The following is a 17833-nucleotide window of genomic DNA, read 5'->3' on the forward strand; positions in this document are numbered from 1 at the left end:
GAATCCTCATGTTCGAACCCGTGGTCGCCACCCTGATTACCTCCATGGCCCGCACCGTCACCGGCGCCCGCAGCCTGTGGCTTGGCTGTGCGCCCGTGCCGGTGCAACGCATCTATTACGCCAACCACAGCAGCCACGGCGACTTCGTACTGTTGTGGGCATCGTTGCCACAGAACCTGCGTAAATTCACCCGTCCGGTGGCCGGCAGCGATTACTGGAACAAAAGCGCCCTGCGCCGCTACATCATCAACCGGGTGTTCAACGGCGTGCTGATTGATCGTGAGCGCAAGGACCCTGTGGATAACCCACTGGCACCGATGCTCCAGGCTCTGGAAAACGGTGACTCGCTGATCATCTTCCCTGAGGGCACGCGCAATCTGGAAGACGGCCTGTTGCCCTTCAAAAGCGGCCTGTATCACCTGGCAAAGAGTTATCCACAAGCCGAATTGATCCCGGTGTGGATCGCCAACCTCAACCGGGTCATGCCCAAGGGCCGCGTGCTGCCGCTGCCATTGCTGTGCACCACCAGCTTCGGCGCACCGCTGCAACTGGAGGACGGCGAAGACAAGGCGCTGTTCCTCGCCCGCACCCGCGACGCCTTGCTTGCCCTCGCCCCGGAGCATTCCTGAGATGGATAGCCAAACCCTGATGTTGTTCGGCGGGATCGGCGCGATCCTGGTGCTCGCCTCACTGATCGGCCTGATCCTCAAACTGCGCACCCGTGGCTCGCCGAACGCGGTAATCGACAACCTCAACGCCCGCATCAACGCCTGGTGGGTGATGGTGGTGGTGATCGGCGTGGCCTTCTGGCTCGGCACCGGCGCGGTGATCCTGCTGTTCTACGCCGTGTCGTTTTATGCGCTGCGGGAATTCCTCACCCTCACGCCGACCCGGCGCAGCGATTACCCGGCACTGGTGGCGGCGTTTTACCTGGCCCTGCCGCTGCAATACCTGCTGATCTACTTCGACTGGTACGGGCTGTTCTCGATCTTTATCCCGGTGTACGTGTTCCTGCTGCTGCCGATCCTTGCTTCATTGGGCGGTGACAGCACGCACTTCCTGGAACGGGCGTCGAAAGTGCAATGGGGGCTGATGATCGCGGTGTTCTGCGTGTCCTTCGTCCCGGCGCTGCTGACCCTGGACATCGTCGGCTATGAAGGCCGCAACCTGCTGCTGATCGCCTACCTGGTGATCGTGGTGCAGCTGTCGGACGTACTGCAGTACGTGTGCGGCAAGCTGTTCGGCAAACACAAGATCGCCCCCAACCTGTCGCCGTCGAAGACCGTGGAAGGGTTTGTCGGCGGGATTCTGTTGTCATCGCTGATCGGTGCGGCGCTGTGGTGGACCACACCGTTCAATCCCTGGCAGTCGTTCCTGATTGCGCTATTGATCAACCTGCTGGGGTTTGCCGGCGGGATCGTGATGTCCGCGATCAAGCGCGACCGGGGCGTGAAGGATTGGGGGCACATGATCGAAGGGCACGGCGGGATGCTGGATCGGCTGGATTCCGTGTGTTTTGCGGCGCCGATCTTCTTCCATCTCGTGCGCTATTGGTGGACCTGAAAACACCCACCTCCAACACGACTAAATTCCAATGTGGGAGCTGGCTAGCCTGCGATAGCGGTTTAACAGTCAACATTACTGTTGAAGGTTAGTCAGTCATCGCCGGCAAGCCAGCTCCCACACTTTTTTGCGGTGTTTTCAAGGTTGCGACAAAGTCTGAAAATGCTCCGCTTGAGCGCCCCTTCCCTTTCCTTCGCAGGACATTTCCGAGAGAATCCCAGCCGCTTGTGCCCCGTCTTTTCGGCGTCTAGTCAGCGTCCGTCACTGTCAATTCAGTGACCGGGTTTAGCAGCTCGAACGTTCAACATTGGGCGCACAATTGGAGTTATTCCATGACCAAAGTAACGCCCGGCCACCTATTCCCTTTCTTCACAACGCATCCAGAACTCAGCTTCGAAGACGCCTTGGCCTATGCATCGGACCTGCTTCACTGCGCTCAGGAGTTGAGCGAAACTTCGCCCGCAGTCATGCACCTGGTGGAAATGGCCAAGGTGATGGTGGATGCCTGCATCCCCAATAGCCCGAGCACACACAACCCCTGTGGCGAGGGAGCTTGCTCCCGCTGGAGTGCGCAGCGCTCCCAAGATTTTGGGGCCGCTACGCAGCCCAGCGGGAGCAAGCTCCCTCGCCACAACAAGCGTCCTCATCACAATAAGAAATCGTCAGCCGGGAAGATGCCCCAACGGCAACGCTCCCGGCGTCTTCACCGTTTGAATCGCAAAGTTGCTGCGGATATCACTCACCCCCGGCAACTTCAACAAACTCCCGGTCAGGAACCGCTCATACCCGCGTAAATCCGGCACCACCACTTGCAGCAGAAAGTCCGATTCCCCCGACACCAGAAACGCCGAAATCACCTGAGGCAATGCCGTCACCGCCAACCGAAACGCCTCCGCCTGTTCGTCGTTATGCCGCTCCACTTTTACCCCGACAAACACAGTCAGCCCCAACCCGACCTCATCCCGGTCAAGACTCGCCTGGTAACCACGGATCACGCCCGCCTCTTCCAACAGTCGCACCCGGCGCAAACAAGGTGAGGCCGACAGGCCGATCTCATCCGCCAGTTGCACATTGCTCAGGCGGCCATCCCGTTGCAGGGCTTCAAGAATCTTGCGGTCAAACGCATCCAGTTTCAGATTTGGCATAAGTGAAGTGTTTCGCCTAGCAGAAGTGGCAGATTGTGCCAAGACTAGACGCTTTTCCAGCTGACTACGCAAGCACCTGCCCCGGCCTTCGCCCCTAAAATTGCCCTACGAATCACCTACCGCAAGGGGCAGGCACATGGCAGAACTCTGGTTGTTTTTACTCGCGCTGGCGGTGGTGTACCTGTTGCCCGGCCCGGACATGATCCTGCTGCTGCAAACCGGCGCCCGCCAGGGCAAGGCAATGGCGCTGGCAACCGCAGCCGGTTTGGGGCTGGCCAGGGCCTGCCACGTCGCGCTGGCAGGGATGGGCCTGGCGACCCTGTTCAAGGTCGCGCCCTGGACCTTCGATGTGGTGCGCCTGGGCGGGGCAGCGTACCTGCTGTGGATCGGCATCCAGTGCCTGCGCGCCAACCTGCTGCCCAACCTGAACGCCGAGGACGGTACCGCACCGGCCCACGCCTGGCGCGGAGCCTTCCAGCGCGGCCTGCTGACCAATCTGCTCAACCCCAAGGCGCTGCTGTTCTGCTCCGTACTGCTGCCGCAATTCATCGATCCACACGGCGCATCGGTGACGGCACAGTTCGCCCTGTTGGGCGCGATTCTGGTGGCGGTCGGCCTGGCTTTCGACGGTTGCTATGGATTGGCCGGTGCCAGAATCGGCCGCTGGCTGGAGCGTAGCCCGTCCGCCCAGCGCCTTCAGCAATGGCTGTTTGGCAGCCTTTTGATCGGTTTTGCGATACGCCTCACCTTCGTACAGCAAGCCTGAGCTTTGCGGCGCATTTGCCGTCATCTTTTGTATCAAAGAGACGTGTAAGATACGCGACACATTGCCAGGGATGCTCACCATGTTTGATTCGTTAAAAGCGACCAGCCGCCGTTTTTTCGGGGCCTTGATCTCAGTGGTGAGTGTTCTGTTCAGCGCCGTGCGATGGCTGGCCCGTAGCCTGTTTGGCCAGTGGCAACCGCCGCGCTGGCTGCAAGCCACAGGCAACGGCCTGGTCAATCTCGGCCACAAGGCCCGGGCTTATCCGCGCCAGGCGGCCGGCGGAGTCCTGGCCCTGGTGTTGCTGGTGGCCGCTGGCGTGTATGGCTGGCACTGGTATTCCCACCTGCCGCAGCCCCACACCGTGGGCTATTCGCTGCACAAGCCCAACCTGACGGATTACACCCAGCCGCAGCCGGTTGTGGATAACTTGCAGGTTCGCTTCGCCGAATCCGTGGCACCGCTGGCGGCCATCGGCAAGCCGGTCACCGAAGGCATCACCCTCAAGCCTGCCATCGCCGGCGCCTGGCGCTGGGCGGATGACCGCAGCCTGGTGTTCACCCCGGAAAAAGACTGGCCCGTCGACGCCCACTACACCATCGACCTGGCCAAGAAGAACCTGTTGGCCGATGGCGTACTGCTAAGCCAATACAGCAGCCAATTCTCCACCCAGCCGTTCCGCGCCACCTTGGCGCAAAACGAGCTGTATCAAGACCCGAGCAATCCGACGCAGAAACAGCTGGTCGCGACCTTCCACTTTTCCCACCCGGTAGACGAAGACAGCGTACGCAAACGTGCCTCCGTAACCCTCGGCAAAGGCCTGGCCTACCGCGACGCGCAACTGCCCAATCGCCCGGAAATCACCTTTGACGAGCACAAGCTCAACGCCTTCGTGCGCTCCGCCGCCCTGGCCACACCGCTGGAAAGCACCCCGGTCAGTGCCAAGCTCGATGAAGGCCTCAAGGCCCGCGACGGCGGCAATGCCAGCCCTGCGCCATTGGTGGCCGAAGTCACCGTGCCCGGCCGCTATCGCCTGACCTTTACCGGTGCCGAAGTCAGCTTTGTCGACAACGAGCGCGCCGAGCCCGAGCCGGTATTGATGTTCAGCAGTTCCAGCGCCGTGGCCGACGAGACTATCGCCAACAAGGTCCAGGCCTGGATGCTGCCGGAAAAAGCCGAGGACGATACACGCCCCTGGAACCTGCAAGACATCGACGACAAGCTGCTGGCCAGCAGCACCAAGGTCAAACTGACCCACGTGCCGAGCGTCGAACCGCTGAATACCCTGCACGCCTTCAAATTCAAGGCCCCGCCTGGCCGCGCCCTGTATGTGCGGGTACCGGCCAACCTGGAAGCCATCGGCGGCTACCTGGCGAAAAACCCTACAGCTTCCCTCGTGAGCATGCCGGCTTATCCGCGCACGTTGCAGTTCCTGTCCGACGGCGCCCTGCTCAGCCTCACCGGCGAAAAACGCCTGGGCTTCATGGCCCGTGGCGTGCCCGGCGCCCATGTGGAAATCGCCCGCCTGTTGCCCAACCAGTTGCAACATCTGGTGGACCAGAGCAGCGGCAGCTTTGCCCGACCGAATTTTGCCAATGACTACTTCGACCGGATGGTGGAGCGTCAGAGCCTGGACATTCCGCTGTCGGCTAGCGACCCGTCCAAAACCGTCTACGACAACGTCGACCTGAGCAACTACCTGACAGCCAACGGCGGCCGCCGGGGCATTTTCGTGCTCAAGCTCAGCCCGCAGGACGACCCGGCTGATCGCACCTTCGAGTACGAACGCAACACCACCAGCGACCTGCGTTTCATCGTGGTCACCGACCTGGGCATCATCGCCAAGCGCTCCAGCGATGGCAGCCACGACGTTTATGTGCAGTCCATCGGCAACGGCTCGCCAGTGTCCGACGCCCAGGTCGATATCATCGGCCGCAACGGTTTGCCGGTCGCCAGCGGCCGCACCGACGCCGAAGGCCATGCGCACTTTGCCAAGCTGGATGAACTGCGCCGCGAGAAAACCCCGCTGATGTATGTGGTCAGTCGTGGCAACGACCAATCCTTCCTGCCGATTGCCCGTCAGTCCCAACAGCTGGATTTGTCGCGCTTTGATGTAGGCGGCCTGGAAGAAGACGGTGCGATCAATCGCCTCAGCGCTTATCTGTTTACCGACCGCGGCCTGTACCGGCCCGGCGAGACCGCGCACCTGGGCATGATCGTGCGCAGCGGCGACTGGAAAGGCGCGCTGCAAGGCCTGCCGGTGGAGCTGCAAATCACCGACCCACGTGGCCTGGAGGTGATTCGCCAGCCATTGAAGCTCTCCGCCAGCGGCTTTGAAACTTTTGATTTCCCAAGCAGCGAAGTGGCGCCTTCCGGCGATTACACCGCGACCCTGCAACTGATCGGCGAGAAGCAGCGGCGCACTGACCTGGGCAGCGTCAGCTTCAAGGTCCGCGACTTTGAACCGGACCGCATGAAGGTCAGCCTGAGCCTGCACGACACGCCGGTGCCGGGCTGGATCCCGCCGGACCAGGTGGTGGCCAAGGTCACTGCGATGCACTTGTTCGGCGCTCCGGCGGCGGGCCGTCGCGTCACCGCAAAAATGTCCCTGAGCCCGACGCTCGCGGCCTTTGATCGCTACCCGGATTACCGTTTCCGCCTGAATGACTCGCTGGAAGAAGCCAGTTCCGAAGACCTGGCCGAAACCACCGTCGACGACAATGGCCAGGCCGTGCTGGACCTGAACCTGCAACGCTTCGCCAACAGCACCTATCGCCTGCAAGTGATGACCCAGGTGTACGAAGCCGAAGGCGGTCGCAACGTCGCCGCACAAAGCGCGTTGCTGGTCTCGGCGGCGCCGTACCTGGTGGGTGTGAAGAGCAAGGATTCGCTGTCGTTCGTCGCCAAGGACGCCCCGCGTGAAGTGCAATGGCTGGCCGTGGCGCCAGACCTCACGCCCGTCGCAGTCGACGGCCTGACCAGCGAAGTGGTCGAGCACCGCTACGTTTCGGTGCTGGTGAAGCAGTCCAACGGCACCTACAAATACGAGTCGCGCATCAAGAACATCAGCCAGCCGGCCTCGCCGCTGGTGATGACCAAGGACGGCGCCAAGCAAACCCTGAACACCGGCACCCCGGGTGATTTCACCCTGCAACTGAAAGACGCCAACGGCAACCTGCTGAACCAGATCGACTACAGCGTCGCCGGCCGGGGCAACACCTCACGCTCCCTGGAACGTAACGCCGAGCTGCAACTGCGCCTGGATAAACGCAGCTACGCCACCGGTGATGAGATCGCCATCAGCATTCGCGCGCCGTACACCGGCGCCGGGTTGATCACCATCGAACGGGACAAGGTCTACACCCAGCAGTGGTTCAAGGCCGACAGCACCAACAGCGTGCAACACATCCGCGTTCCCGCAGGGCTTGAGGGCAATGCCTACGTCAACGTGCAGTTCGTGCGGGACATCGGTTCGTCCGAGGTCTACATGAGCCCGCTGTCCTACGGCGTGGTGCCGTTCAGCATCAACCTGGACGCGCGGCGCATGGCACTGAAAGTCGAAGGCCCGGCGAAGATCGAACCGGGGCAGACCCTGGACATCAAGGTCAACGCCGACCGCCCGGGCCGCGCAGTGGTTTATGCGGTGGACGAAGGCATCCTGCAGGTGGCGCGTTACCAGACACCGGACCCGCTGGGCTTCTTCTTCCAGAAGCGTGCGCTGGAGGTCGGTACCAGTCAGATCCTTGACCTGATCCTGCCGGAATTCAGCCGCCTGCTCAGTGGGGCAGCGCCCGGTGGCGATACCGAAGGCGCCCTGGCCAACCATCTCAACCCGTTCAAGCGTAAACATCAGCCGCCTGTGGCCTGGTGGTCTGGCCTGGTGGACTTGCCGGCCGGTGAAACCGTACTGCATTACCAGGTGCCGGACAGCTTCAACGGCAAGCTGCACCTGTTTGCAGTGGCGGTGGACAGCGACAGCGTGGGCGTCAGCGAGGCCAACACTGAAGTGCGCGGGCCGCTGGTGATCACCCCGAACGTGCCGGCTTTTGTCGCACCGGGGGATGTGTTCAGTGTCAGCGCCGGGGTGTTCAGCAACCTGGAAGCGGCAGCCGACGTGAAGTTTGAAGTGCAGACCAGCGATGGCCTGCAGGTACAGGGCGACAAGGCCAGCACCCTGGCGCTGCAACCGCGCAAGGAAGGCGTCGCCGAGTTCAAGATCAAGGTCGGTGAAACCCTCGGCTCGGCAGACTTGCGCTTCGTCGCGGTGCTGCCGGATGGCAAGCGGATCCAGGTGGCGGAAACCACGTCGATCCGGCCATTGAGCGAGCATCGGGTGGCGCTGAGCCTGGGCCGTTTCGACAGCGCCAGCAAAGAGCTGAAACCGACCCGCGAGCTGTTCGGCCAGTTGCGCGACGTGCAATTGGGCGTCGCCGCGTCCCCGCTGGTCTGGGCCAACGGCCTCAAGCATTACCTGGATGACTACGGCTACGCCTGCACCGAGCAATTGGTGTCCAAGGCCATGCCGGCGTTGATCTGGGGCGGTAATGCACCCGAGGCCGAGCAGGCCTTCAGCGGTGCGGTGCGTATGCTGCGTCAGCGGCAGAACCAGGCCGGTGGTTTCGGTTTGTGGGCGGCCAACCCGGACGTGGCGCCGTACGCCAGCCTGTACGCCACCGACTTCCTGATCGAAGCCCGGGAACGCGGACTGCCGGTGCCGGAAGACTTGCTGCAACGTTCCAACGCGTACCTCACCGACCTGGCCAATGGCCCAAGCGAAGGCCTGTCGGAATTGCGCAACCGCGCCTACGCCAGTTACCTGTTGAGCCGTCAGGGGATTCTGGTGAGCGGCGCCTTAAGCGATATCCGCGAGCGCTACGAAAGCTACTTCAAGGACACCTGGCAGAACGACATTGGCGCCGCGTACCTGGCCGCCAGCTACAAGTTGCTCAAGCAGGATCGTCAGGCCGATGCGCTGTTCCGCAAGGTGCCATGGCTCTCGCTCTCGGATAAGTGGGACAGCGACGGCCTGTATTACGACCCGCTGGTGCACGACGCCGAGCACCTGCATTTGCTGGCCCGTCACTTCCCCGAGTTGCTCGACGACGTGCCGGCCAGCCTGCTGGATAAACTTGGCAAGCGCCTCAACGAGCAGCGCTACAACTCGCTGTCGGCGGCACTGTTGCTGCGGGCCCTGGACAATTATGGCCAACGCGCCCAAAGCGATATGACCCTCAAAGCCACCGCGTGGCTCGGCGACAAGCAGCAACAGTTGTTGCAGATGGCCGGCCAGCCGCCACGTGCAGCGGTGCCTGCCGGCACGCAAAAACTGCAGATGGAAAAATCCGACGGCCCGGCGGCGTTCTACATGCTGAGCGAAGCGGGTTATGACAAGGGCGCCAACCTCAAGCCGATCAACAACGGCCTGGAAATCATCCACGAATACCTCGACCTCAAAGGCAATCCAGTCAGCAAGGTCGCCGTAGGTGATGAATTCCTGGTGCGCCTGCGCCTGCGGGCCACCGACCGTGATCAGGTGCAGCAAGTGGCCGTGGTCGACTTGCTGCCGGGTGGCGTCGAGCCTGTGTATAACTTGCCGCCGGAACCGGAAGCGGCCAGCAGCGAGGAAAGCGAAGGTGACGATTCGGAGTACGTTGAAACCAGCGAAGACACCGAGGAAGCCGACGCCTGGCAAGCGCCGATCGGCGAGACCGACCTGAGCAACTGGCAGCCGGACTATGTTGATGTGCGTGATGACCGAGTGGTGTTGTACGGCACCGCGCTGCGGGATGTAGGCACCTTCGTGTACCGCGTACGCGCCACCAACGCAGGCACCTTCAATACGCCACCGGCCTACGCCGAGGGCATGTACGAAACCACCCTGCAAGGACGCGGCAAAGTAGGCCAGCTTGAAATTACCAAGCCTTAAACGCCTGACGCCGCTGCTGGCAGCGGCGTTGATTCTGGCGGGGCTGCGGTTGTGGCCCCACGCACCGCTGGAACAGGCGGCCACCTCCTCACGGGTGGTGCTGGCCGACGACGGTTCGCTGCTGCGCATGACCCTGGCGGCTGACGGGCAATATCGCCTGTGGCTACCACTGGAGCGGATTTCTCCGTCACTGGTTGAAGCGCTGCTGCTCAAGGAAGACCGCAATTTCTACTGGCACCCGGGGGTCAATCCCCCGGCCTTGCTGCGGGCGGCCATGGCCACCTACAGCGGTGGCCAGCGTCAGGGCGGTTCAACCCTGAGCATGCAGTTGGCCAGGCGCCTGTGGGATCTCAACACTCGTCAGGTACCCGGCAAGCTGGAGCAGATGGCCCTGGCGTTGTGGCTGGAGGCACGTTACAGCAAGCACGACATCCTGGAGGCCTACCTCAACCTGGCGCCCATGGGCGGCAATATCGAAGGCGCCGAGGCGGCCAGCCGGATTTATTTTGGCAAGTCTGCGGCGCAATTGTCGTTGTCTGAAGCGCTGGCGCTGGCAGTTATTCCCCAACAGCCCGGTCGCCGCGCGCGCTTCGGGCCATCGCTGCAAACCGCCCGGCAACGGCTGATGGCCGACTGGCGGGAAACTTATCCACAGGACCCGCGTAATGACAGTTTGCTGGACCTGCCCCTGGAAGCCCGTAACCGCCAGCAGATCCCGTTTCTGGCGCCACACTTGAGCGAACAGCTGCTGGCATCGCAAACCGGCAACGAGTTGAACAGCACCCTCAACCTGCCGCTGCAACAATTGCTGGAACGCCTGATCACCGGCTTCATCGCCGAGCGCCGCAGCAGCGGTGTGGAAAACGCCACGGCGATTCTGGTCGACAGTCGCGACCGGAGCGTAAAAGCCCTGGTGGGTTCGGCGGACTACTTATCCACAGGCATCCACGGCCAGGTCAACGGCGTGTTGTCGCGGCGCTCGCCGGGCTCCACCCTCAAGCCATTCCTGTATGGCCTGGCGCTGGACCAAGGGGTGATTCACCCCATGAGCATCCTCAAGGACATGCCGAGTAACTTCGGCTACTTCCAGCCGGAAAATTTCGACGGCAGTTTTGTCGGCCCGGTGACAGCCCGCGATGCGTTGATCCGCAGCCGCAACATCCCGGCGGTCTGGCTGGCCAGTCAGGTCCGCTCGCCGTCACTCTATGGTTTGCTGCAACGCGCAGGCATTAAGGGCCTGCGTGGCGAAAGCCATTACGGCCTGGCGCTGGCCCTGGGCGGCGGCGAGATGACCCCCGAGGAACTGGCGCGGCTGTATGTGATGTTGGCGGGTGACGGGCATTTGCGGCCCCTGCGCTACTTGCAGGAGCAGCCGCAAACCACCGGCGCCCAGTTACTCACCCCGCAGGCCACGTTTATGGTGCGCGATATGCTGCGGCGCAACCCGCGCCCGGACGGGCTGCCGGGACGCCACTGGCGCACAGCCTGGAAGACCGGCACCTCATGGGGTTTTCACGATGCGTGGAGCGCCGGCCTCGTAGGCCCGTACGTGCTGGTGGTGTGGGTAGGTAACTTCGACGGTCGTCCGAATCCGGAATTTATCGGCGCGAAAACCGCAGCGCCGCTGTTCTTCCGTATCGCCGACGCCTTGCCCCTGGCCTTGCCCAACGTGGTGATCAAACCCGACAAGCCACCCGCCGGTTTGATCCGCATCGACGTCTGCGCCGCCTCCGGCGAGTTGCCCAACCGCTGGTGTCCGCGCACCCGCAAGACCTGGTACATCCCGGGCGTGTCACCGATTCGCGTGTCCAACCTGCACCGCCCGGTGCTGATCGACACCCGCACCGGCAAGGCCGCGTGCCCGCCGTTCGATCCGCAGTACACCCGTGAAGAAGTCTTCGAATTCTGGCCCAGCGATGTGCAGCGGCTGTTCCGCGCCGCCGGGCTACCACGGCGCACGCCGCCCAATGTGCAGAAAAGCTGCCAACCCAATCGAATCGGCGACCAGAGCGAAGCGCCGCAGATTCGCTCGCCGCTGACCCAGGTCAGCTATCACCTGCGCCTGTCGCAACCCCAGGAAAGCATCCCGCTGAACGCCAACGCGGCCAGTGATGCGCTGACGCTGTATTGGTTTGCCGACCAGACCTTGATCGGCCAGGGCCCGCCGCAAACCACGCTGAACTGGCGGCCGGGTAAATCGGGGGAGTACCGGCTGCGGGTCACTGATGATCAGGGGCGCAGCGCGAGCCGGGGCTTGAAAGTGGAGTTCGTGCCCTGATCAGGCGTCTTCGTCGCCGAAACTGGCGGCGCCTGCGTCTTTTGTAAAATGCTTGTACGCCGCGCCGAGCTTGCGTTGCTCAAAGATCGAGAACACCAGGGTGCCCAGCAGAATCATCATCCACACCAGGAACACCTTCATGGTGTCCACCTGGGCCACCACCAGCAACAAGGTCACCACGCCGCCAATCACCATGCCCAAGCCCATCCAGGCGCCCAGCACACGGCCTACCGCCAGGCGCATGCCCTTGGGCAGCAAGAGTCGCAGTGCAAGCAACACCACAAACATCGACAGCAAGAAGCCAAACGCGGCCATGAAGGGAATCACGAAGCCGTTGTCACGGTACAACCAGGCCAGAAAACGATAGGCCGGGTTCAGCGCCGCCATTTGCTGATAAGTGGCGGGGCCCGGCAAATGCAGCTGGGCAAAATGTTCCGGGGTCATGGCCATGATGCCGACACCGATCAACCCCACCACCACCGCGTAGAAACCACCGGCGCGCCACAGCGGCGCCAGCACCCGGCGGTTTTCTACATCCTTGGTCTCGGCCAGGCCGAACACCGCGTCACGTTGCCGGCCCTGGGCAATCACCGTCTTGCCCTCACGTTCGCAGGCGTCGCCAATCAGCATCACCTGCATATCCTGGGTCAGGAGCAGTTCGCCCTGGCGGCGGGAGTTGCTGATCCACTCATGGTCGTCAGGACGCTTCTTGCCGAACAAGTCGATGCCTTCGGCAATCACCGTCACTTCACCGGTGGCGTCCTGCAGGCGGAAGTCGTTGCAGCGAGCCTCGGCCGAGACCTCGCTCCAGCTCCAGTCGCCATCCTTGTCTTTAGTGCCTTCCTCGATGATCCACACGTAGCCGGCGCAGGGTTTGCCGTTGACCGGAGAGATCAGCGGCGTGTCGACGATCACCTTGCCGTTCACCTCCACCAGGCCCATGGCCAAAGAGCGTATCTGGCTGGTGGCCAGGCGCTGTTCGGTGCGATAGAAGTTGGGGCCGAAGCTGGCCAGCAAACCGATCAAAATGCAGACGGGGAAAAACAGCGCAACCAGGATCGTCGGGGCGTAAACCATCAGGCCGATGAAGCCGGCGAGAAAGATCAGCGCCACCACGGTTTTCCAAGCCGGCTTTTTCGCGACAACACCCGCCTGCGTAGTTTTCATGCTCCCGGCACCTCAAGCTTTACGCCTTCGTAGCGGGTTTCTTCGGCACTGATGGCCAGCAGCGGGATACGTTGGTAGCCGAGCATCTTGGCAAAGAACAGATCCGGGAAAATCGCGATGGCGATGTTGTAGAGGTTCACCGACTCATTGAAGAACTCGCGGCGGTCGGCGATGCGTTCTTCCACCGCCGAGATCGCCTGCTGCAACTCGACCATGTTGGGGCCGGAGATCAGCGTCGGATAATTCTCGGCCACCGCAATCACCGACTTGAGCGCCGTATTGAGCTGGTTGGAGGCATCGACCTTATCGGTGAGGTTGCTGGCGTTGAGGTACGCGGTACGGGCGTCGCTGAGGCGGGTGAACAGCGCGTTCTCATGGTTCATGGCGGTTTGCACCACGCGCATCAGGTCGGGAATCTGGTCGGCCCGTTGCTTGAGCAGCACGTCGATGTTGGCGAAGGCTTTATCCACATCGTTGCGCCGCATCACCAGGCCGTTGTAGACCCCCACCAGCCAGCCGACCAGGCCGACGACAATAATCAGCACGACGATACCGGCGATCAGCAGTTCGATGTTCATGGTGCGGCATTCCCTGGCTAGTTATCCACAGGGCGCATTCTAGGGGTAAAGCGGGGGAATACTCCCGGAATTAGTCCACAGAAACGGCAGGAGCCGATGCTCGGTAGCCTGAAAAAGCAAAACCCCCGAATATCGGGGGTTTTGCTGGTACGGGTGAGGCTTTACTCCACCGTCACCGACTTCGCCAGGTTGCGCGGCTGGTCAACGTCAGTGCCCTTAAGCACAGCCACGTAGTACGACAGCAACTGCAGCGGGATGGTGTAGAGGATCGGCGACAAGGTGTCGTGGATGTGCGGCATGTTGATGACGTGGGTGCCTTCGCCATTGGTCATGCCGGCCTTTTCGTCGGCGAACACAATCAATTGGCCGCCACGGGCGCGCACTTCCTGCAGGTTGGATTTGAGCTTCTCCAGCAGTTCGTTGTTCGGCGCGACGGTCACCACTGGCATGTCGTCATCCACCAGGGCCAGCGGGCCGTGCTTGAGCTCACCGGCTGGGTAGGCTTCGGCGTGAATGTAGGAGATTTCCTTAAGCTTGAGCGAGCCTTCCATCGCCACCGGGTATTGCGCGCCACGGCCAAGGAACAGGGTGTGGTGTTTGTCGGCGAACAGCTCGGCGACTTTTTCCACAGTGCTGTCCATGGCCAGCGCTTCGCCCAGGCGGGCCGGCAGGCGGCGCAGTTCTTCCACCAGCTTGGCTTCGACGCCGTCTTCCAGCGTGCCGCGCACCTGGCCCAGGGACAGGGTCAGCAGCAACAGGCCCACCAACTGGGTGGTGAAGGCCTTGGTGGAGGCCACGCCGATTTCGCGACCGGCCTGGGTCAGCAGGGTCAGGTCGGACTCGCGCACCAAGGAGCTGATGCCGACGTTGCAGATTGCCAGGCTGCCGAGGAAGCCCAGTTCCTTGGCATTGCGCAGGGCGGCCAGGGTGTCGGCGGTTTCGCCGGACTGGGAGATGGTGACGAACAGGGTGTCGGGCTGCACCACCACCTTGCGGTAGCGGAATTCGCTGGCGACTTCGACCTGGCACGGGATGCCGGCCAGTTCTTCGAGCCAGTAACGGGCGACCATGCCGGCGTGGTAGCTGGTGCCGCAGGCGACGATTTGCACGTTGCGCACTTTGGCGAACAGCTCGGCGGCTTGCGGGCCGAAGGCTTGTACCAACACCTGGTTCTGGCTCAGGCGACCTTCCAGGGTGCGTTGCACCACGGCCGGTTGCTCGTGGATTTCCTTGAGCATGAAGTGGCGGAACTCGCCCTTGTCGGCGGCTTCGGCACCGTCGCGGTACTGCACGGCTTCACGTTCAACGGACTTGCCGTTGACGTCCCAGATCGACACGCTTTCGCGGCGGATCTCGGCGATGTCGCCTTCTTCCAGGTACATGAAGCGGTCGGTCACCTGGCGCAGGGCCAGTTGGTCGGAGGCGAGGAAGTTCTCGCCCAGGCCCAGGCCGATCACCAATGGGCTGCCACTGCGGGCGGCGACCAGGCGGTCGGGCTGGCTGGCGCTGATCACGGCCAGGCCATAGGCGCCGTGCAGTTCCTTGACGGTGGCCTTGAGGGCGTTGGTCAGGTCGCCCAGGTCTTTAAGCTTGTGGTTCAGCAGGTGGGCGATGACTTCGGTGTCGGTGTCCGAAGTGAAGACGTAGCCCAGGCCTTTGAGTTGTTCACGCAGCACTTCGTGGTTTTCGATGATGCCGTTGTGCACCACCGCCAGGTCACCGGAGAAGTGTGGGTGAGCGTTGCGCTCGCACGGTGCGCCGTGGGTGGCCCAACGGGTGTGGGCGATACCCAGGCGGCCTACCAGCGGCTCACCGGCCAACGCTTGTTCGAGTTCGCTGACCTTGCCCGGGCGACGCATGCGCTCAAGCTTGCCGGCGTTGGTAAAGAGCGCCACACCGGCGCTGTCGTAGCCGCGGTATTCCAGGCGTTTGAGGCCTTCGAGCAAAATGGCGGTGACGTTTCGTTCAGCGACTGCGCCAACAATTCCACACATGGTTTTTCTCCTAGATGACTGCCGCGCAAATCAGCGTGATGCCGCGGGCTTGGATCTGGTCGCGGGCCTCAAGCGGCAGGCGATCATCGGTAATAAGGGTATGGACGCTGCTCCAGGGCAGTTCCAGGTTGGGGATCTTGCGGCCAATCTTGTCGGACTCGACCATCACCACCACTTCGCGGGCGACCTCGGCCATGACGCGGCTCAGCCCCAGCAACTCGTTGAAGGTGGTGGTACCGCGCTCCAGGTCGATGCCATCGGCGCCAATGAAGAGCTGGTCGAAATCGTAGGAACGCAGCACTTGCTCGGCGACCTGGCCCTGGAACGAGTCCGAATGCGGGTCCCAGGTGCCGCCGGTCATCAACAGTACCGGCTCGTGTTCCAGTTCGCTCAGGGCGCTGGCCACGTGCAGGGAGTTGGTCATCACCACCAGGCCGGGCTGATGGCCCAGTTCGGGGATCATGGCGGCGGTGGTGCTGCCGCTGTCGATGATGATGCGGGCGTGTTCGCGCAAACGCCGGACGGCCGCACGGGCGATGGCGCGCTTGTAGACCGAAATGGGCTGGGCCGGATCGCCGACCAGTTCCTGGGGCATGGTGATGGCGCCGCCATAGCGACGCAGCAACAGGCCGTTACTTTCGAGGGCCGCCAGGTCCTTGCGGATGGTGACTTCCGACGTTTCGAAACGTTTGGCCAATTCGTCCACGCTGACTTCACCTTGCTCAGTGAGCATGGCAAGGATGTTGTGGCGACGTTGGGGTGTATTTCGTTTCGACATGGTGATGATAAGTTTCGTTTCGAAAGATAACGAAGGCAATCAAAACCTATTGGCTGAGGATCGTCAAGGGAGCGAGGTCAATTTTTGCGAAAAGTCTGGCAACAACACTAAACAACTGTGGGAGCTGGCTTGCCTGCGATAGCGGTCTGACAGCCAACGTTGATGTTGTCTGGCACTCCGTCATCGCCGGCAAGCCAGCTCCTACAGGTGAAAGTGGTGGTCAATCAGACTGTGGATAACTCAGGTCTTCTTGATCTTGACCGGGCGCTTCCAGCCGTCGATGTTGCGCTGGCGGGCGCGGGCCACCGCCAGTTGAGACTTATCCACATCCTGGTTGATGGTTGAGCCTGCCGCTGTGTTTGAACCATCACCAATGCTGACGGGTGCAATCAACGAGTTGTTGGAGCCGATAAACACGTCTTCGCCAATGGTCGTCTGGTACTTGTTGGCGCCGTCGTAGTTACACGTGATGGCGCCGGCGCCGATATTGCTGCGCGCACCAATCACGGCATCACCGAGGTAGGCCAGGTGCCCGGCCTTGGCGTCGTCGCCCATCTGTGCGTTTTTCAGTTCTACAAAGTTACCCACATGGGCCCTGGCCCCCAGCACGCTACCCGGACGCAGGCGTGCAAATGGACCAGCGTCACTGCCCTCACCCATCACCGCGCCGTCGATATGGCTGTTGGCCTTGATCACCACGCCTTTGCGCAGGGTGCTGTCCTTGATCACGCAGTTCGGGCCGATGATCACGTCATCTTCAATCACCACGCGACCTTCCAGGATCACGTTGATGTCGATCAGCACGTCGCGACCCACAGTGACATCACCCCGCACATCGAAACGTGCCGGATCCCGCAGTGTCACGCCCAGCGCCATCAAGCGGCGGCCTTCGCGCAGTTGATAGTGACGCTCCAGCTCCGCCAGTTGCTTGCGGTCGTTGGCGCCCTGCACTTCCATCGGGTCGTGGGGCTGTTCGGTGGCGACCAACAGGCCATCACTGACAGCCATCTCGATGACATCGGTCAGGTAGTACTCGCCCTGGGCGTTATTGTTGGACAGGCGGCTCATCCAGTCAGCCAGGCAATCGGCCGGCACGGCGAGGATTCCGGTATTGCCTTCGGTGATGGCACGCTGGGCTTCGCTGGCGTCTTTGTGCTCGACGATGGCCGCGACCTTGCCGTCAGCGTTGCGCACAATGCGGCCGTAGCCGGTCGGGTCATCCAGCTCAACGGTCAGCAGGCCCATCTGGCCAGGCACCACATGCTTGAGCAGGCGCTGCAAGGTTTCCACTTCGATCAGCGGCACGTCACCGTAAAGGATCAGCACGGTGTCGGCCTTGATGAACGGCACCGCTTGCGCGGTGGCATGGCCGGTACCCAATTGCTTGTCCTGCAATACGAAATTCAAGTCGTCCGCCGCCAGCCGCTCACGCACCACGTCGGCGCCGTGGCCAATCACCACATGAATGCGCTGTGGATCAAGTTGCCGGGCGCTGTGGATAACATGGCCGAGCATCGAGTTGCCGGCAACCGGGTGCAACACCTTGGGCAAGGCCGAACGCATGCGGGTGCCCTGGCCTGCGGCAAGAATTACGATTTCGAGAGACATGAATGGCTACCAATCCTGGGCGGTCAGACTTAA

11 protein-coding genes are annotated in these 17833 nt (G+C 62.1%); 5 read left to right on the top strand and 6 right to left on the bottom strand.

From position 1 onward, the window contains the following. The first annotated feature begins 8 nt into the window (after positions 1 to 8). Complete coding sequence (locus tag M2400_RS02915; RefSeq protein ID WP_177043625.1) at positions 9 to 629, top strand: 1-acyl-sn-glycerol-3-phosphate acyltransferase; 621 nt, start codon at positions 9 to 11, stop codon at positions 627 to 629. Between the two features lies 1 nt (position 630). Then, on the top strand, positions 631 to 1563 hold the full coding sequence (locus M2400_RS02920; protein WP_177079113.1) for a phosphatidate cytidylyltransferase: 933 nt from the start codon (positions 631 to 633) through the stop codon (positions 1561 to 1563). A gap of 662 nt (positions 1564 to 2225) precedes the next feature. Here the strand turns inward: M2400_RS02920 and M2400_RS02930 are convergent. After that, positions 2226 to 2699: an Lrp/AsnC family transcriptional regulator gene (locus M2400_RS02930; RefSeq protein WP_026078018.1), complete on the bottom strand. Its 474-nt coding sequence runs from the start codon at positions 2697 to 2699 to the stop codon at positions 2226 to 2228. 145 nt (positions 2700 to 2844) lie between these two features. Here M2400_RS02930 and M2400_RS02935 point away from each other — a divergent pair, with 145 nt between their 5' ends. The 3 genes from M2400_RS02935 to pbpC all read left to right on the top strand — a co-directional run bounded on the left by M2400_RS02935 (position 2845) and on the right by pbpC (position 11675). Beyond that, complete coding sequence (locus M2400_RS02935; RefSeq protein ID WP_259198937.1) at positions 2845 to 3474, top strand: LysE family translocator; 630 nt, start codon at positions 2845 to 2847, stop codon at positions 3472 to 3474. A 79-nt stretch (positions 3475 to 3553) separates the two neighbouring features. Then, positions 3554 to 9397 carry an alpha-2-macroglobulin gene (locus M2400_RS02940; protein ID WP_259198936.1) on the top strand — a complete coding sequence of 1948 codons (5844 nt, stop codon included), beginning with the start codon at positions 3554 to 3556 and terminating at the stop codon, positions 9395 to 9397. Next, the gene (pbpC, locus tag M2400_RS02945; protein ID WP_259198935.1) at positions 9378 to 11675 is read left to right on the top strand and encodes a penicillin-binding protein 1C; all 2298 of its coding nucleotides are present in this window, start codon (positions 9378 to 9380) and stop codon (positions 11673 to 11675) included. Before M2400_RS02940 ends, pbpC begins: the two co-directional genes overlap by 20 nt. Here the strand turns inward: pbpC and M2400_RS02950 are convergent, their stop codons facing one another. From M2400_RS02950 to glmU, 5 genes are all read right to left on the bottom strand, one after another. After that, positions 11676 to 12842 carry a hypothetical protein gene (locus M2400_RS02950; protein WP_259198934.1) on the bottom strand — a complete coding sequence of 389 codons (1167 nt, stop codon included), beginning with the start codon at positions 12840 to 12842 and terminating at the stop codon, positions 11676 to 11678. After that, positions 12839 to 13420, bottom strand: a complete 582-nt coding sequence (locus M2400_RS02955; RefSeq protein WP_177112317.1) for a LemA family protein — start codon at positions 13418 to 13420, stop codon at positions 12839 to 12841. The genes M2400_RS02950 and M2400_RS02955 overlap by 4 nt, the downstream gene beginning before the upstream one ends. A 161-nt stretch (positions 13421 to 13581) precedes the next feature. Further along, positions 13582 to 15414 (bottom strand): glutamine--fructose-6-phosphate transaminase (isomerizing), encoded by a 1833-nt coding sequence (gene glmS, locus M2400_RS02960; RefSeq protein WP_177130097.1) that lies wholly within the window; start codon positions 15412 to 15414, stop codon positions 13582 to 13584. 10 nt (positions 15415 to 15424) lie between these two features. Beyond that, positions 15425 to 16192, bottom strand: a complete 768-nt coding sequence (locus M2400_RS02965; protein ID WP_177043617.1) for a DeoR/GlpR family DNA-binding transcription regulator — start codon at positions 16190 to 16192, stop codon at positions 15425 to 15427. 240 nt (positions 16193 to 16432) lie between these two features. After that, entirely contained in the window at positions 16433 to 17800 is a 1368-nt protein-coding gene (gene glmU / locus M2400_RS02970; protein ID WP_259198933.1) for a bifunctional UDP-N-acetylglucosamine diphosphorylase/glucosamine-1-phosphate N-acetyltransferase GlmU, read from the bottom strand. Positions 17801 to 17833 lie beyond the last annotated feature (33 nt).

This window comes from Pseudomonas sp. BIGb0558 (genome assembly GCF_024807515.1).
Classification (GTDB): Bacteria; Pseudomonadota; Gammaproteobacteria; order Pseudomonadales; family Pseudomonadaceae; genus Aquipseudomonas; species Aquipseudomonas yamanorum_A.